15 protein-coding genes are annotated in these 15,814 nt (G+C 39.8%); 2 read left to right on the top strand and 13 right to left on the bottom strand.

Annotation, left to right across the window (positions count from 1 at the left end; all coding sequences use genetic code 11):
• Positions 1-5: 5 nt before the first annotated feature.
• The 12 genes from ACSSVW_RS01705 to ACSSVW_RS01650 form a co-directional block, all read right to left on the bottom strand.
• Positions 6-758 carry a DUF3450 domain-containing protein gene (locus ACSSVW_RS01705; RefSeq protein WP_036971874.1) on the bottom strand — a complete coding sequence of 251 codons (753 nt, stop codon included), beginning with the start codon at positions 756-758 and terminating at the stop codon, positions 6-8.
• Between the two features lie 496 nt (positions 759-1,254).
• Positions 1,255-1,959: a hypothetical protein gene (locus ACSSVW_RS01700; protein WP_421420411.1), complete on the bottom strand. Its 705-nt coding sequence runs from the start codon at positions 1,957-1,959 to the stop codon at positions 1,255-1,257.
• Positions 1,960-2,206: 247 nt separating this feature from the next.
• Positions 2,207-2,590, bottom strand: a complete 384-nt coding sequence (locus ACSSVW_RS01695; RefSeq protein ID WP_421420409.1) for a hypothetical protein — start codon at positions 2,588-2,590, stop codon at positions 2,207-2,209.
• The gene (locus ACSSVW_RS01690; RefSeq protein ID WP_421420408.1) at positions 2,577-3,149 is read right to left on the bottom strand and encodes a hypothetical protein; all 573 of its coding nucleotides are present in this window, start codon (positions 3,147-3,149) and stop codon (positions 2,577-2,579) included. Before ACSSVW_RS01690 ends, ACSSVW_RS01695 begins: the two co-directional genes overlap by 14 nt.
• A gap of 93 nt (positions 3,150-3,242) precedes the next feature.
• The gene (locus ACSSVW_RS01685) at positions 3,243-3,782 is read right to left on the bottom strand and encodes a hypothetical protein (protein ID WP_454178702.1); all 540 of its coding nucleotides are present in this window, start codon (positions 3,780-3,782) and stop codon (positions 3,243-3,245) included.
• A gap of 119 nt (positions 3,783-3,901) precedes the next feature.
• Positions 3,902-4,192 (bottom strand): hypothetical protein, encoded by a 291-nt coding sequence (locus tag ACSSVW_RS01680; protein ID WP_421420404.1) that lies wholly within the window; start codon positions 4,190-4,192, stop codon positions 3,902-3,904.
• A gap of 568 nt (positions 4,193-4,760) precedes the next feature.
• Positions 4,761-5,678 carry a DUF5700 domain-containing putative Zn-dependent protease gene (locus ACSSVW_RS01675; protein ID WP_454178701.1) on the bottom strand — a complete coding sequence of 306 codons (918 nt, stop codon included), beginning with the start codon at positions 5,676-5,678 and terminating at the stop codon, positions 4,761-4,763.
• 126 nt (positions 5,679-5,804) lie between these two features.
• Positions 5,805-6,167, bottom strand: a complete 363-nt coding sequence (locus tag ACSSVW_RS01670) for a GFA family protein (RefSeq protein ID WP_083422900.1) — start codon at positions 6,165-6,167, stop codon at positions 5,805-5,807.
• 347 nt (positions 6,168-6,514) lie between these two features.
• Complete coding sequence (locus ACSSVW_RS01665) at positions 6,515-7,120, bottom strand: DsbA family protein (RefSeq protein WP_454178700.1); 606 nt, start codon at positions 7,118-7,120, stop codon at positions 6,515-6,517.
• Positions 7,121-8,200, bottom strand: a complete 1,080-nt coding sequence (locus tag ACSSVW_RS01660; RefSeq protein ID WP_454178699.1) for a GGDEF domain-containing protein — start codon at positions 8,198-8,200, stop codon at positions 7,121-7,123.
• Positions 8,201-8,214: 14 nt separating this feature from the next.
• A complete protein-coding gene (locus ACSSVW_RS01655) occupies positions 8,215-10,104 on the bottom strand; it encodes a methyl-accepting chemotaxis protein (RefSeq protein WP_454178698.1) in 1,890 nt (629 codons plus the stop codon).
• Between the two features lie 328 nt (positions 10,105-10,432).
• A complete protein-coding gene (locus tag ACSSVW_RS01650) occupies positions 10,433-11,704 on the bottom strand; it encodes a sugar MFS transporter (protein ID WP_065979074.1) in 1,272 nt (423 codons plus the stop codon).
• Positions 11,705-11,841: 137 nt separating this feature from the next.
• On the opposite strand from ACSSVW_RS01650, the gene ACSSVW_RS01645 reads away from it, so the two are divergent.
• Both ACSSVW_RS01645 and ACSSVW_RS01640 read left to right on the top strand, forming a co-directional pair.
• The gene (locus ACSSVW_RS01645) at positions 11,842-13,059 is read left to right on the top strand and encodes an AGE family epimerase/isomerase (RefSeq protein ID WP_454178697.1); all 1,218 of its coding nucleotides are present in this window, start codon (positions 11,842-11,844) and stop codon (positions 13,057-13,059) included.
• Complete coding sequence (locus tag ACSSVW_RS01640) at positions 13,059-14,012, top strand: carbohydrate kinase family protein (protein WP_065979072.1); 954 nt, start codon at positions 13,059-13,061, stop codon at positions 14,010-14,012. Before ACSSVW_RS01645 ends, ACSSVW_RS01640 begins: the two co-directional genes overlap by 1 nt.
• A 47-nt stretch (positions 14,013-14,059) precedes the next feature.
• On the opposite strand, the gene ACSSVW_RS01635 is transcribed toward ACSSVW_RS01640, so the two are convergent.
• Positions 14,060-15,754: a M1 family metallopeptidase gene (locus ACSSVW_RS01635; protein WP_454178696.1), complete on the bottom strand. Its 1,695-nt coding sequence runs from the start codon at positions 15,752-15,754 to the stop codon at positions 14,060-14,062.
• Between the last annotated feature and the right edge of the window lie 60 nt (positions 15,755-15,814).

Genomic DNA, 15,814 nt, shown 5'->3' with positions numbered 1-15,814 from the left:
ACCTCTTATTCAGCAGCGTGGACTGGCAGTGTTAACATATCTGGGGCAAGTTGCTTACGCGCGATACGTAAACCTTTACTAATTTGACTGATTGCAGAATCGGGTAATTCAACAAACGATTTTGTTTCTTTATCCCAGCTACCTGCTTTTTTGCCGTCGCGTGTTAAATAAATAAGCTCTAAACGGCCGATACGTAAAAAGTCAACTTCGCGCTCTTGACCATCAACATCAAGTAATGCGGTGTACGCTTCGATAGTACGACCGTAATCAACTTCTACTTGGTAGGCTTCCAGTAAGCGGCGGAATTTTTCACTTGATGTGATGTCTGCGCGGTCCATCATTGCTTTTAATGAGGCAATACGCTTGCTACGTTCTTCAGTTAAGAAAGGCACGTCGAGTGCAACAAATTGGTCAAGGCCTGTGATCATGCGCATCATTAACGGCGTGATTTGACGCTCGATAACCGATACCTGATCCATAGACTCGTTTAACGCGTCCATTTCAGCAATCTGGTTATTTAATTGCTTAGTAAGTTGTGCGTTATAAACAGTTAAACCGTCAATTTCTTTGTTTAGGGCTTTGAACTGTTGTAAACGACCTTGCATTGAATCTGCAATCTTGTCGATTTTAGTTTGTGATTGCGCAGCAGATTTGTTTATCTCACTACTTTTATCAATTACTTTATCTAGATCGTTTGCATGTACTGCTGCAGATGCCGCTACAATACCTGCTAAAATCAGTGGTTTAACGCCTTTCATCGCATACACCTTTACTCGTTAAATTAGCTTAATTTGCTAGTGGGTTTGTTTTAATGAGCGAAAGTCTAACGATGAAAAATGACAAGCGTGTTGCGTAAAAAATACAAAAATATGACAGCTGTAACAATTCGTTTATGTTAGGAAAAAATAAAGGGGAAATCTCGAGGATGTGCCTTATAAGTTAGGCATTTATAAACATGTGGGGCAATTATTTTGAAATTTCAGTTAAAAAAAATGACATTAAATTTAAGCTTTTAGAAAAACTCACGGCAGCGCGTTTTTGCACAAAGATGCGTTAATCGGTACTCGCCAATAAAAAATAAGTTTGCATTACACATAACAAAGGCAAATAAATAATGTTAGTTATTCACCAATTAAGGTTTAATCGTTGGATATGTCTCAGTGCCAAACTTGATAGTTAAAGCGAGCCTAATATGACATTTTTAAATGATCGCTGCGTAGCCCAATTACAATGCCAAATAAACCTTTTAAGTAACTAATATCTCGCAGCGCTGCGTTTTAACTGTGACAAGATGTTATCAGTCAACTTTAACCAATTTGTTTCATACTCCCACGTCCTTTTAAAGTCGTCATTGCTCCTTGAGCTTTCAAGCATTTCTCTAAAATCGAAGACATCGGCAAAATTATCATTCGTAACATCATACCTTCCATAGCCCCGGGATTCAGGCCCGATATATTTCAAATAATTAGATTTAAAATCCTTTATAGCACTTACTAATTCCTCCGAACCATTTAGTTTTTCTTCTAAGTACTCTTTTTCAAGGTCTGTAATCGAACCAGTCGCTTCTAAAGTACCAGATTGGTTTATTGATATTCCCCAATTTTTATAGGCCAATGAAGGCGCTTGATTATTTATATCTGAGAGTAATGCATCGTAAGGAGAAAGCATTTTTTCCACAGCCTTCGGTACACTCCCACCAGGCATATATAATTCGCCAGTCGCAACAGCAAGTTCATACATAAAGTCATCAACCGTTTTAGTCATGTCTATTTTGCTCGCGGTCATTGTCAGTGGCTTGCTATATGTTTGCTCTAGTTCAGGTGGCTCGCTTTTGTGATATATGTCATCCGCCAACTTTTTCAGCTCAGTATTTAAAAGAGCCTCCCCATCTTTGGGTGATTCTAATGTCACATTTTGATTATTTAGTGGCTGCGGTAAATTTTCAGAAATAACCTTCATAACACGTCCCTGTTTCAGTGATATGGTTTTGTATCGGCCTATCTTAATAATTCTTTAAAGCTTAAATGCTGCTAGATTGATGTTAACTCATCACTGGACAGAAATGAGTTAGAGTATTTATTTAGTAACGCCCTGTTAAGGCTTGAGCAACGCAATACCGACGCTACCGCATACCACCTTAAACACTAAACGCAACGCATGGTAAATGCCACACGTTGCGAATCAATCTTAAACAGTTTGTATACATTTATTTCAGGCGATTCTTTTTACGAAGCAACCTGATAAATGTGAATAAGTTAAAGATCACGAACGCTAACAGAGCCCAAACAACCATGACATACAAAGTATCATCAACATCAAAGTTCCACAGGGTTAACTGACTAGTCGAGATTATTTCTACAGCTGAGGGGAGGTTTACATAAAATAGTGCAAAAAACGATATAAAAATCGGGAATACCACTAACCAAGCAACATATGCTATTGATTCCCTCTCGCGTTTTCTTGCCTTTCCTCCTGAGGTGTTTTCATCAATGTCTAGTGCAGCACTGATTCTTGGCCAGGCTAAGTTAAATAAAAATGTCACCAGAGTTAATAAAAGACCAGATACAGCAACTACATCATTCAACTTCATTTAAACCTAGCTCCCTACATAAAAGATCATGAGAGTCCTCACTAATTTCATATTGTCCAGCGCTACCTTTCTTCTTGGTGATAGGTTTAAATGTGGGTTCATTTTGAGTTATGAGCATATTTAGCTCATCTTTGACAACGTCTGAGTTTATGACAACTAAATAGATTGGCTCCGAGTGAGATGCAGACTCGATGACGTTTTTCATTGTGTTAAGGAGAACATCATCCAGTTTATGCCGGAATCTTGATACTGTGTTTTTCAAGAGGGTTTTACTTTGGCTCTGAGTTAACTGGAAGATCGTAGATATTTGAGATTCTGTTGGTAGCTCATTCTCAAAGTAGCTTTGAATGAGATATAGCAAGCGGTCTTGCTTTGCTTCATCTGCACGATTGGGCATTCCTCCTTCAACCAACATGTTTAAATATTCGTTCAAAGCAGCCTTCGCTATTTTGCTAACAGCTGATTGGACATTAGCTTCTTCGATTTTCAGAGTTTTCTTGAGCAACTCTTTTTGCTCTTGCTCAAAGACTTCGTCATCTATTCCAAATTGTATTTCCATAATTTCTCCTAAATGTATAACGCCGTATTAAGGTGTGAGCGAAGCGAAACTGCCAAGCGTTGCGAATCAGTCTTAAATGCTTTGTTATAACTGCTATTGCGTGTTACTTCTTGGTTTACTGTACATCTCTGGTATTGTGCCAAGTGGGTCACTTCGCCCAATAAGTAATCGAAGGTCATTTTTACCATTATCAATTAGAAATTCAGGTGAAATAGGTAGACCTTTAAAATCCTCAATAGCAGCCCAAAGCAACTCCTCGGCTTCTACCGCAAAATCAGTTTCAATCTCCAAGTCATCTGATGCAGCCAGCTGTTTCCCTTTACCTGCATGTTTCAAAGAATTGTAAGCTTGCTTATTGAACCTCATTGCTCCGCTAAATACATCTTTTCGCTCTTGCGGACTGAGTTGACGACCCAAGCCATATTCGCGTATTCGTATAACATTCTCAGCTGACTTTTCATGGGAAGTTTGCTTCTGGTTTTCAGAGAGCAACGGGTTGGTAATACCTATAGATGCCCCAGCTAATAGTATTGATTGGATATAATCTAAGTCACTTGTTGCCGTCTTAAATTTACTTATTGCTTCTTCTAGCATATCAGCAGCAATTAGTCGCTTATCGTACTTTTGTTGCATATTGCTTCCTTGTAGTTATAACGCCCGCATAATGGGCGGATTAAACTTGGCTAAAATCAGCGAGGAACGAGCGTCAGCCAAGATTTAGCCGTCCATTCATTAATGCGTTTGTTATATGCCTATGGCCCCCAGTAATCAAATTTGAAAACCACGCCCTTGGGAACAACGAAACTAATAGATGCTCCACAATGGATAATATGCTCACCAGGCACTATTTCTGCTACTTCACCGAGTAGCAATTCCCAAGGTTTGCCATCTAAGAGTAAAGGACCGCATTTACCACCGTTATTATCAATAACACCAAAATATGTTTTACCGTCTAGCGAAGATTCAACTTGGCCTCGGAGATATCCATCATCACTACAAGCAATAAGGGTAAGGCTTAATAAAATTGTGAATAGATACTTCATGCTTTCCTTGGCATATAACATTTTAGTATTTATGCAACACGCAGTTTGTGTTGCATAATCGCTTTTTGGACTGAGCCGTTACCTGCTCGGTGTATCAGAGTTGGTGTTGTTTATGCTATGGCTTTACTTATAAAAAATAGGCTTTGGGAGGCTCTCAGTTTCCTAGCTAGTTTAATCAGCTTAGCTAGTGTTATGTAAGCTTTCCCTGCATTGCTCAGCGCTTATTATGTATTCATTACACCTAAATTTGCCTTAATAAGCAATTATCTTTTTTACGCGTACGAAAGTTGCTAGCCTGAGCAATTAAGCTGGTTAACTAATTTATTTAAATCAACTACCTAGCACCTCACTTGCTCTGCTTTGAGTAACTCCCGTAGTTCGCTCAAAGCAGATCTTTAGAGCATTTACATTAGCTCATTTAGGGGCAAAGACGAGTAATATATCTCGTCAAAGGTCAGGAACGCGTTGAGTCTATAATCAATAACCCAACATTAACGGGCTTAAAATAATTTGCTAGAATAGTAAGACACTCAAAATAAACTGTTTTAAGACCCAGTTTAACTATTTGTTAGCCTTGCAATTCGATTAATGAATCAAGTTCTTTTAGTAATAATAGCTCTACGGCCTTTTTCTCCATTTTAGCCAACTCTTCTAAACTGTAATCTTTGCCTATTTCTTTAGCTAAAATGTAGCCTAGGTAATAACCTCTGCGGTATGGCAAATTTGTCTCATCTTTTCTGAAACTGAAGAATGAAGAGTATGTTTCAGGATTTTTCGAGTAAAATTTTCCCTTAAGATCAGTCAGCGAATAACGCAGTCTAGAACGGACATTTTTAATCATATTTTCAGGTATGTTTAGCATCAATTCATCATTACTCGCAGACGAATTCAACTGGTGTGACACGTACGTTGCTAAGCCCTCAGTCCATAGCGAGCACCAGAGTTCATCATTACATTGAAAAAAGTTTTCATGGTAAACATGAAATAGCTCATGATGAAAAAATGGGGTGTCATTCTTCCAGTTATGGTATTTAGCCATCAGATCTACACCAAACATTAAGTAAGATTTGCCATTCAAATCACGTGTTGCCCCATTAAAGCCACCGAGCGAATGGAGTATATATATTGGTGTTTCAGATTTAAAATCTTCAAAAGTAGCAATAAACGAGTCCATGCTACCATTTAAATTTTTAGATAACTCTCTGTTTTTTAATATGTATACCTCTTCTATCTCACTGAAACTTTCAATAGATTTAACAAAGCTCTTATTACTATAGAAAGGCTCAAACTGAGAGGTGAAATATTGTGAAAACTGCTCTGCTCTCTTTTCAGGGGATAACGTTTTGCTTGACTGATATACAGAATAAAAATCATCAGCAAGATTAATTATTTCGTAGGTAGCTGATTGGTCTTGGCCAAGTGTTTTGAATGATAACACTCCAAATAAAAGTGTTGTTAGCAGATGGGTTTTATAAAAATTTCGCATAATCTAATACATATTATTGATAAGGTTAACGCCATTTAAGCGGCAAATTGCTGTTAGCTAAAATAGGCAAGACACGAACAAAAAGTTCACGACAATTTGTCCAACTTAGAATGCCTTGTTAGGCATTTACTGCTTTATTTCTTTCCATGTGTCTGCGCCGTCAAAATATCTAATTTTAAGAGCGCTAAGAATATTTGCATTTACTAAACGAAAATTGACAGCCATTTTATCTTTATTGCCAAGTTCTGTAGGTGTGTAATGAGTTAAACAACCGCAGTTATTACAGTGATGGAATTCAATGGTTTTATCACCCCAAGAATATGAAGCAATAGAATTATCTATCGTAGTAAATTTAACGTCTTTGGGTGAAAAGTAAGCCCATAATGATGCATACTTACTGCAAGCAGAACAATTACAACTTGTAACCGTATCCGTGATTTCAGGAACCGCTATTTTAATGTTGCCACAATGACAACTTGCTTCGATCATTCCGTGATTCTCCTAAATACCTAACAGGTATATATCGAGCTAGTCGGTCATTTTTATACCACGCTGAAGCTCAATTATCTTAAAGACTTATTATTAACAAAGTTATTAACCAATTACTATATATAAAAAGTTGGTTGCTCTTCTTTTTCCATACTCACAAAACGAGTGATTGGGTCGTTATTTTAACTATGCAAGCGCTCAAACCATAACAATAGAAGAATGTTTCAATATTACTCAAATAAATGATTACTCTAATAAATAATTAGTCAAAAAAGTGATATGAAATTTTCCTACTCCCCCTCGTTAAATGACCCCCCTCTTAAAAAACAAAAGAGCTGGCTTTGAGACTATATAAGCGAAAGGATCTGCTGATAACTGGCTTCCCAATCGTGATAATTAACTGGGATTACATGGTACTCCCCTTTATTTTCGAGCACTAAAGAAGGAAAGCCTTGGATTGGCAGTGAACGCGCTGCGTTTATTTCAGCCATTAATAACGCATTTATCGCGTCACTTTGAATATCTTTAATAAAGACTGTTTTATCTAAGCCTATTTGCTCTGCGAGATTAGCAAGGGTGCTTATGTCAGATGGGTTTTGTGCGTTTAAGTAGTAGGCTTTTTGAATGGCATAGAGCATTTCGGGCTCTTTATCAAGTTGCCTTGCAACAAGCACCGCACGACATGCTGGATAGGTAGAGCGGCGTGGTTGAGCTGTATGCCAAAAATCATGATTAAACTTCGTACCAAGCTGCTGCTCAATTCGATGCCATGTTTGCTGTAAAAATTGCTGCATGTCTAAGGGCATTGGCTCATCGCTATCAGGTGCAAGCCCCCCTACTTTATACTCAATGCTGAGTTTATCGGTTAACGCAGCCTGCAGTTTTAACCACGTTTCTCTGTACCCCCAACACCAACTGCACATTGGGTCGTAAACATATATTAATCTGGCCATTTACTCGTCTTCTTGTTTATTGGATACAACAGTATTGCGCCCTGCTATTTTAGCCTTGTAAAGATTATCATCGGCTTGCTTAACAGCCTTACTAAACTGACTGGCGTGATTTAAGCTCGCGATACCAATACTACAGGTAATAGACACGGCCATTCCCACATCATAAGCTATGCGCTTATCGGCAACATAGGCACATAATTTTTCAGCAACGCGATGGGCTGTTTTGAGCTCGGTATTGGGTAATAAAATTATAAATTCTTCTCCCCCATAGCGTGCTTTTATATCGGTCGTGCGTAGCTTATCGAAAAGCATAGACGTAAAGGCAATCAAAACCTGATCGCCAAAATCATGGCCGTAGGTATCATTAACTAATTTAAAGTTATCTAGATCAATTAACAATATCGACATGGGTAAATGACTTTGTGCATCCGAGTCTAAGCGTGGACAAATATGCTCATAAATATAGCGACGATTGGCAAGCCCAGTGAGTGGGTCGGTTAAAGCGTCACGTTTTTCAATAAGGGTAATATCAGCAATTTTTTGATGGCTTTTTTGACGGAAAAATTCACTGATCCCAGAGAACAAAATAACCAATGTGAACGAGGCCAAAAATCGTGTCATTTCAACATGACCATAGCTTACCTGACCAACACCAGCACCAAACAACAAAAGTGTAGTGCTTAAGTACATAATGGCCACAAATACACTACCCACTTTAAGCCCTAGCGTTACATAGGCAACAACCGGATAAAACATTAGCCAATACAATGCTGTATTTTCTTTACCTCCGGTATACACCAGTGAGATACACAACAGCATAATAATTAATAAGATAATGCAGGCGATTGCAGTAAGATTTCCCGTTCGAAAGTAATAAAGTAAACACCCGACGATGGCTATATCGCTTATTAGCAGCATCACTGTAAGCGGTAAGGCATACACCTGATAGTTTAAAATGAGTAATGTGGTAATTAATGCTATGGCAAAAAAGGCCATGGTAAATAACGTGAAGGCACGGCGTTGTTTGTCCGCCGTGTCAACACTTTTTAAGGTAATGGCACTAAGCCAGTTTTGATCCAAAAGTGAGAATACCTTTATACTTTAAACTTCAGAACGAGCTTTTCAAGTTCATAAAACTGCGCTTTAAGTTTAGTGCACTCATTGAGGGTATTGTTTAAGTTACTTTGCCCTTGGTTAGACAACTCACTTATTGAATGAATATCACTATCTAAGCTTTGAATAACATGATTTTGCTCGGTTGTTGCGTTTGCAACACTGTGATTTACTTCATCTATTGACTCGATTGCCTGTGTAACCTCGGCCATTTTGTCACCCGCAATATGCGCTTGTTCAACGCTTTTCGAGCTGTCTTTAATACTGGCAGTCATTACTTCAACTGCTGACGCCGAGCCCTGTTGTAACTGCGTTATGGTGTCTTCGATCTCTTGTGTTGATTGTTGTGTACGATGAGCAAGCTGACGTACTTCGTCTGCGACAACAGCAAACCCTCGACCCGCTTCACCGGCTCGGGCAGCCTCTATTGCGGCATTTAAAGCAAGTAGATTTGTTTGCTCGCTTACCCCTTTAATCACTTCGAGTACTTGGCCGATACTGACCGTGTGGGCATCTAAGCTGTTAATGGTTTTTTGTGCTTGCTCCATATTACGTGACAGTGCATTAATTGCATTTAAGTTGTCCGCGAGTGCAGACTGACTTTGCAGCGACTGGCTATTTGCACTTGTCGCTAATTTAGAGGCATTACTAGCACTGTTTGATATCTCGACTGCACTTGAAGTTAACTCATTAATTGCCGTAGCCACATTATCTGTACGCTTTGTTTGATCAGCGTACATAGCGAGTGTGCCTTGAGTTTGATTTACTAAGCTTTCAACTAATCGCTCCAGCTCAACCGTGGTACTTTTTACTTGTTCAATTGAGCTATGAATTTTTTCTATAAAGGCATTGAAGTAATGACTCAATTCACCAAATTCATCATTATTCTCGATTTCAAGACGACGTGTTAAATCGCCCTCGCCTTGAGCAATGTCTTTAATTGCATCGCTTAAGCGCTGCATTGGGCGCATTAAATAACGCAATAAAAATTGCATCATCAGTACAATCGCAACAATCCCAATAAGCATGTAAACAGCGGCCATGTTTCTAAATGACGCCACTGACGAATACGCTATCTCTTCGTTGATCACCACACCTAAATACCAATCAACATTCTTTATGCCTTTTATTTTAGTAAACGAGACTAGCTTATCTGAGCCCGCAACTTGCACTTCAACAAACTCTGACTGTAAAGACAGATTTTTGCCAAACAGGTCACGCATATTTTTATCATTATATTTCGTGTCGGGATGACTTAAAATACGTCCTTCACTATCCAGTAAAAAGCCATAACCAAACCCTAAAAAGTCAATTTCGTTAACGATTTTAGTGATGGTTTTCATATCGATATCAGCGCCAGCAACACCACTAAATACACCATTTGATTGCATTGGCGCGACAGCCGAAATAGTTAATTCGTTTGTGGTTACATCAATATATGGCGCGGTGAAAGCCGTATTCGTTTTGTTTTCAACAAGCTTATACCAAGGGCGTGTTGTTGCGTCGTAGTCTGGCGGTAATACAACCGATTGGTCATTAAGTACAAACGTTCCATCTGAAATACCAATGTACGTATTTTTAAAATTGCCCGCTTTGTCTGCCGTACTAAGCTGGGTTAAGGTCAACGCTTTGCTGTCACCTAATTGGTAGGTATCAGCCACAGAAGACACGATGGCTAGTTTGGCATTAAGCCAGTTAGCAATATTTTGTGACACCGATTGAGAGATCTCTTGCAGAACTAAAGATAGCTGCTCCTGCGTTTGGCTTCGCATTGAGATAAAATTATTAATTGTGAATAAACCCAGCACTATCACTAATACTAATGACGCAGCTACGGTGACTTTGGTGGTAAATTTAAGCGTGCTTTGCATGGCAACCCTATTTGTTGTTATTTTCGTTGTTAGCCGTTTATTTTTAACAAAATAAAATCACTTTGTCTTATAAATTTAGCTTAAAACCATAAAAACGTCGCTTTTTAAAACCACTTCTTCACGAAAATCGATTACTTTCTGTGTACTCATAATGAAAACCAAACATCAAATTGCAACAGCACAGTTCAGCACTTTTATTGGAACGTTCCTACGCTGTGAGTGTTCACGTATCACTGAATACGTATTCATAAAGTCATGCGGCTAAGGTAATCAGGCATAAAAAAACCCCGCGTCTTAAACGCAGGGTTTTCATTAAAAAGAGGCCGCTTTAACCTATTCGTTTTTTCCACGTGTCGGCAAGACGCACAACATTCAAGCCATACCAGGCAATAAACGCATAGCAAATCACTGGAACGAAGAAGCTTTGTTGAATACTAACGGTATCGGCAACAACACCTTGCACTAAAGGCACAAGCGCTCCACCAACAATAGCTAAACATAACCAACCAGAGCCTTTACTCGTTAATGAACCTAGGCTTTCAATGGCAACTGAAAATATGGTTGGGAACATAATTGAGTTAAATAAACCAATCGCCAACACAGAGTACAGTGCCACATTACCTTCTGTGAAAATTGTCACAAGTAACAATACAATAACCATCATGGCGTTAAAGAACAGCGCTTTAGAAGGGGCTATTTTTTGCAATGCCGCAGAACCGATAAAGCGGCCCACCATCGCACCACCCCAGTAGTACGCAATTAAACTTGCGGCTGCATGCTCTTCAAGCCCCGCAATATGTGCTTCACCAAAGTAATTAACTAAGAAACTACCAATTGAAACCTCTGCACCCACGTAACAAAAAATTCCCACGACTCCCATAATTAAATGAGGGGCTTCTTTTAGGCTATGATTTTTTGCTTTGCAGTCTTGCTCTTCTGTGTGCTCGGCAATGACAGGTAATTTAAAGAACGCAAATACCACAGCAATCGTTAACAGCGCTGCTGCTAGCATTAAATATGGAACCTTAACAGACTCAGCCGTTGCAGCGTTTGCCGCCAATGAGCCCGCGGTACCAAAAAATAAGATCCCGCCAACATAAGGGCCAACCGTTGTGCCTAATGAATTGAGCGCTTGCGCAAGGTTTAAGCGAGATGATGCTGTTTTCTCAGGTCCCAATGCGACAACATAAGGATTTGCTGATACTTGTAACACTGTAATGCCTGCAGCTAGTACAAAAAGCGCACCCAAAAATAGCCAATACTCATGCACTACAACAGCAGGGTAAAACAACATACAGCCAATTGACGCAACGATTAAACCGGTTAGAACCCCGTTCTTATAACCCAATTTTTTCACCAACATACCGGCTGGTAACGACACTATAAAGTAGGCGCCAAAAAAGCAAAACTGTACCAGCATTGCTTCGGTATAGGTTAAATCAAAGACGCCTTTTAAGCGCGGGATCAACACATCATTTAAAACTGTAATAAAACCCCATAAAAAGAACAGGGTCGTCATTGCCGTTAAGGGAAGCAGGTAGTTTTTATTTTGCTGCGACCCCTCAGCGACAAACGATTGGTTTGTATTAATTTCACTCACGTGGTTTTCACTCCGTTAACAAGTTACGCTTGATTCTACACATTGAAGTAAAAATAGCACAAAGATTTAATAGGAACGTTCCAAAATATTTATTTCCTGCTATAGTTGCTTTAATCAAGAAAACCACCGGAGGCAGCATGCATACTGTCGATTTTAAAAGCCCTGATTTCTTAAAGCAGCACATAAAAGACACGCTCGCTTTTTATCATCCGCATTGTGTTGATAATTCAGCAAATGGTTGCGGTGGCTTCTATCAATTTTTTAAAGATGACGGTCAGATTTATGACAAAGAAACCCGTCATTTGGTGTCCAGTACTCGCTTTGTTTTTAATTATGCAATGGCCTATTTGCATTTTAAAGAGCCTGAATACCTCAGACTAACACACCATGGCTTAGCCCACCTTGAGCGTGTGCATAAGCAAAAATCTGGGGGGTATGCGTGGCTGTTAAAACAAACCAACGAAGGCAAGGTCACCATTTTAGATGACACGAATCATTGCTATGGCCTTGCGTTTGTATTGCTTGCAAATGCAGTCGCATTAAAAGCTGGCATCAGCGAGTGTGAAAATACCATTTCGCAAGTATGGAATTTACTTGAAACCCATTATTTTGATGCCAAAAATAATGCCTATTTAGACGAATACACTGCCGATTTTAGTCAAGCCGACACTTACCGCGGTCAAAATGCCAATATGCACCTATGCGAAGCGCTTTTGATGTGTTTTGAAGCCACTAATCAGCACCACTATTTAGACCGCGCGCTGCTGTTAGCACAGACATTCACACTAAAGTTGGCGGCAAAAAGTCAGCAGTTTGTGTGGGAGCATTACCATCAAGATTGGCAGCTCGACTTTGATTACAATAAAGATGACCCTCGCCATTTATTTAGACCGTGGGGCTTTCAACCAGGCCATCAAACTGAATGGGCTAAACTGTTACTGATTTTAAATCGCCATGTTGAATTACCTTGGCTAGTTGAGCGGGCTAAAACGTTATTTGATGACACATTGGCTATTGCATGGGATAACGAGCATGGCGGTATTTTTTATGGTTTTTCACCCGATAAACAAATTTGCGACAGCGATAAATACTTTTGGGTTCAGGCCGAATCATTGGCCGCTGCCGCCCTACTCGCTGATGCTACACACGATGATACATATTGGCTTTGGTATGAGAAAATTTGGCAATACAGTTGGCAACATATGGTAGATCATCAGTATGGGGCATGGTTTAGAATTTTATCAGCAAACAATCAGGCATACAGTGACGAAAAATCACCTGCGGGAAAAACCGATTACCACACAATGGGTGCCTGCTACGAAGTATTAAAAGTAATAACATTGAGGAATACATAATGAGCTTAGTGTGTTTTGGCGAAGCGCTAATTGACTTTTTGTCTGACGGCAAACAGCCTGAATCATTTACCAAATATGCAGGTGGTGCGCCTGCTAACGTGGCTGTTGCAGCAGCAAAGCTAGGATTAAAAACCAGTTTTTGTGGCATGCTTGGCGATGATATGTTTGGACACTTTATAAAAGATGAGCTGGCACAGCATGGCGTTAACACCGATTATTGCCAATTTACCGATGCCGCTAAAACAGCACTCGCCTTTGTTTCACTAGATGAAAGCGGCGAACGTTCATTTAGCTTTTATCGCCCACCCGCGGCCGATTTACTTTATCGGGTAGATGACTTTAACAGTTCGATGTTTGCTGAACATGCCATTATGCATGTATGTAGTAACAGCCTTACTGAGCACAACATCTATCAAACAACAATTTACGGCCTTACTCAGGCGAAAAAAGCCGGTGCAATTTGTAGTTTTGACATGAATCTGCGCGAAAACCTGTGGCCAAGCATGCGCCATACGCTAGATAGAATGTGGCATGTTATCTCTTTGTCAGATATCGTAAAACTTTCATTTGAAGAACTTGAGTTTCTAAATCAAAAAAGTCATCAGGCAATGCCACTTGAACATACCATTGATACCATTTTAAAGGCAGGTGTAACCTGTTTGCTCGTTACCAATGGCGGTGAAGCAATTAACGTTTATCACGCTGATTTTAAAGGCCAAGTAAGCCCACCAGCCACAAACGTTGTTGATACCACTGCCGCAGGCGATGCCTTTATTGGTGGTATGCTGTCAAAGATTGGCCAGCACTGTGAAAATAAGCAACGTTTTAAAGAGTTTTGCCAAACACAAGCGAATATAGAACAGACCATTGCTTACGCCGCCAAAGCGGGCGCTTTTGCAGTGAGTCGCTATGGCGCATTTGCGTCATTGCCAAGTGCAGCAGACTTAGCCTAAATTAACAGTGAACACGGCAATCACACATGCCGTGTTCATTTTCTTCGTTACAACTTTAACTCTTCATTCGAGCATTTGTCTATAATCGGTAAATATCTAAGCACTTTCATTTGCGGATCAATAACAACATGGTCTCCTTGCTGAATAGCAATATTTATACGACCCTCTTTAGGGTAATAGGTGTTCGACTCTCCATTAATTTCCACAGGGATCGGCATCGGAAACTTATTCCCTTTTAACGAGGCTGTATTCCAACTTAACGTAATGCTATGGGGTGTTTGTGTTACTTCAAGCTCAGGTAATTCAGCCTGCTTTAGATACACATCAAAAAACCATTGATAGTCTTTACCTGTTAAACGATTAACAATGCTAATAAACTCGTCGGTGTTGCGATAACGAGGCGCAATTGGGTAGGTTAACGATGCGGTGTTATTCACACCGTAAAGCAGCTCTCGTGTTGCTTGCCAAAATACGTCTTCACCGATAAGCCAGCGAAGAGTATGCAGTGTCCAGCCACCCTTACCATAAATATCAGAGTTAAACGCTTGGTCAGATGTAATTTGACCTTCAAGCACAACTGGCGCACAGTTTTTAAGACCTAAATACGCTTTATACATACTGTGATTGTAGGCTGCGTCACCAAATTTATATAAGCTGTAACTGGGTTGCATATAAAAACCAAATCCCTCATGAAGCCATGCATCATTGAGCTTTTCATGGGTCATTAAGTTGCCAAACCATTCATGAGCCAATTCATGTTGCAGTAACCAATCATAACCATTTGGATCACGTTTGTATTTTTTACCATACGCGTTGACTGTTTGATGCTCCATGCCTAAGTGTGGCGTTTCAACAAAGCCTAACTTTTCACCGCCCCAAGGATAGGGTCCGAGCATTTGCTCAAAAAACGTCACCTGCTGGCGTAAATCATTGTCGATAAGCTCGCGTGCTTTTTGCTCATTTTGTGTGAGAGACCAAAACTCAATAGGCACCGTCGCGCCATTAACACTGGTATACTCTGTTTGAATACGCGTATAGGGCCCAATATTAATCGCAATATTGTAATCACTTGCTGGCACCGATAATAACCAATCGAATTGTTGCTTATTATCACTCAGTTGCGTGATAGTTTGCAGTACACCATTACTCACTGCACTTAAACCATTTGGCACAGTTAAACGAATACGCATATTATCGGCTTTGTCTGCAAAATGATCTTTGCAAGGCCAGAACAAGTCACACCCTTCCCCTTGCACTGCCGTTGCAATCCATGGCTCACCCGATTCGGTTTGTGAAAAAACAAAACCCCCATCCCATGGTGCATTTTTAGCAATATGTGGTTGCCCTTCATAAGCAACGGACACCGTAGCGACACTCCCTGGCGCTTTTTGTTCACCTAAATCAATGGTGATCACACCTTGATTGCGTTTAAAGTTAAGTGGCTTATCTTGTGAGGTAATCGCGGTAATAGTAAATCGGCTATCCAGTTTAAGTTCGACAAACCGAGTGGGTGCTAAAATTGTAAAGTCGGTTTTTGATAGCCCCTTTAATCGTTTCTTATTTGGTATGACTTCAAGTGCTAAATCGTAATGTGTAACATCAGTCTTAATAGCAATCTCTGATAGCGCTTGTCCTGTGTCACCAATAACAGGGTCTAGGGGTAATGGGTTTGTACTGCACCCCACTAAAATTGCACTTATAACAGCAGCAGCTGTTGATTTAATTAAATTAATACCCTGCAAAACACCTTCTCCATTCATTATTTTTATTATTTCATTTATCGCATAGCTTTATAGGTAATA

It is taken from the genome of Pseudoalteromonas sp. MBR-15, from assembly GCF_053628915.1.
This window is presented reverse-complemented; position numbering and strand designations above follow the sequence as displayed.

What these genes read in the sequence shown, in the direction of transcription:
- ACSSVW_RS01665 (WP_454178700.1), bottom strand. Translation starts at nt 7,120, where the DNA reads ATGGCCAGATTAATATATGTTTACGACCCAATGTGCAGTTGGTGTTGG.
- ACSSVW_RS01645 (WP_454178697.1), top strand. Translation starts at nt 11,842, where the DNA reads ATGCATACTGTCGATTTTAAAAGCCCTGATTTCTTAAAGCAGCACATA.
- ACSSVW_RS01675 (WP_454178701.1), bottom strand. Translation starts at nt 5,678, where the DNA reads ATGCGAAATTTTTATAAAACCCATCTGCTAACAACACTTTTATTTGGA.
- ACSSVW_RS01700 (WP_421420411.1), bottom strand. Translation starts at nt 1,959, where the DNA reads ATGAAGGTTATTTCTGAAAATTTACCGCAGCCACTAAATAATCAAAAT.
- ACSSVW_RS01670 (WP_083422900.1), bottom strand. Translation starts at nt 6,167, where the DNA reads ATGATCGAAGCAAGTTGTCATTGTGGCAACATTAAAATAGCGGTTCCT.
- ACSSVW_RS01640 (WP_065979072.1), top strand. Translation starts at nt 13,059, where the DNA reads ATGAGCTTAGTGTGTTTTGGCGAAGCGCTAATTGACTTTTTGTCTGAC.
- ACSSVW_RS01690 (WP_421420408.1), bottom strand. Translation starts at nt 3,149, where the DNA reads ATGGAAATACAATTTGGAATAGATGACGAAGTCTTTGAGCAAGAGCAA.
- ACSSVW_RS01695 (WP_421420409.1), bottom strand. Translation starts at nt 2,590, where the DNA reads ATGAAGTTGAATGATGTAGTTGCTGTATCTGGTCTTTTATTAACTCTG.
- ACSSVW_RS01655 (WP_454178698.1), bottom strand. Translation starts at nt 10,104, where the DNA reads ATGCAAAGCACGCTTAAATTTACCACCAAAGTCACCGTAGCTGCGTCA.
- ACSSVW_RS01680 (WP_421420404.1), bottom strand. Translation starts at nt 4,192, where the DNA reads ATGAAGTATCTATTCACAATTTTATTAAGCCTTACCCTTATTGCTTGT.
- ACSSVW_RS01705 (WP_036971874.1), bottom strand. Translation starts at nt 758, where the DNA reads ATGAAAGGCGTTAAACCACTGATTTTAGCAGGTATTGTAGCGGCATCT.
- ACSSVW_RS01685 (WP_454178702.1), bottom strand. Translation starts at nt 3,782, where the DNA reads ATGCAACAAAAGTACGATAAGCGACTAATTGCTGCTGATATGCTAGAA.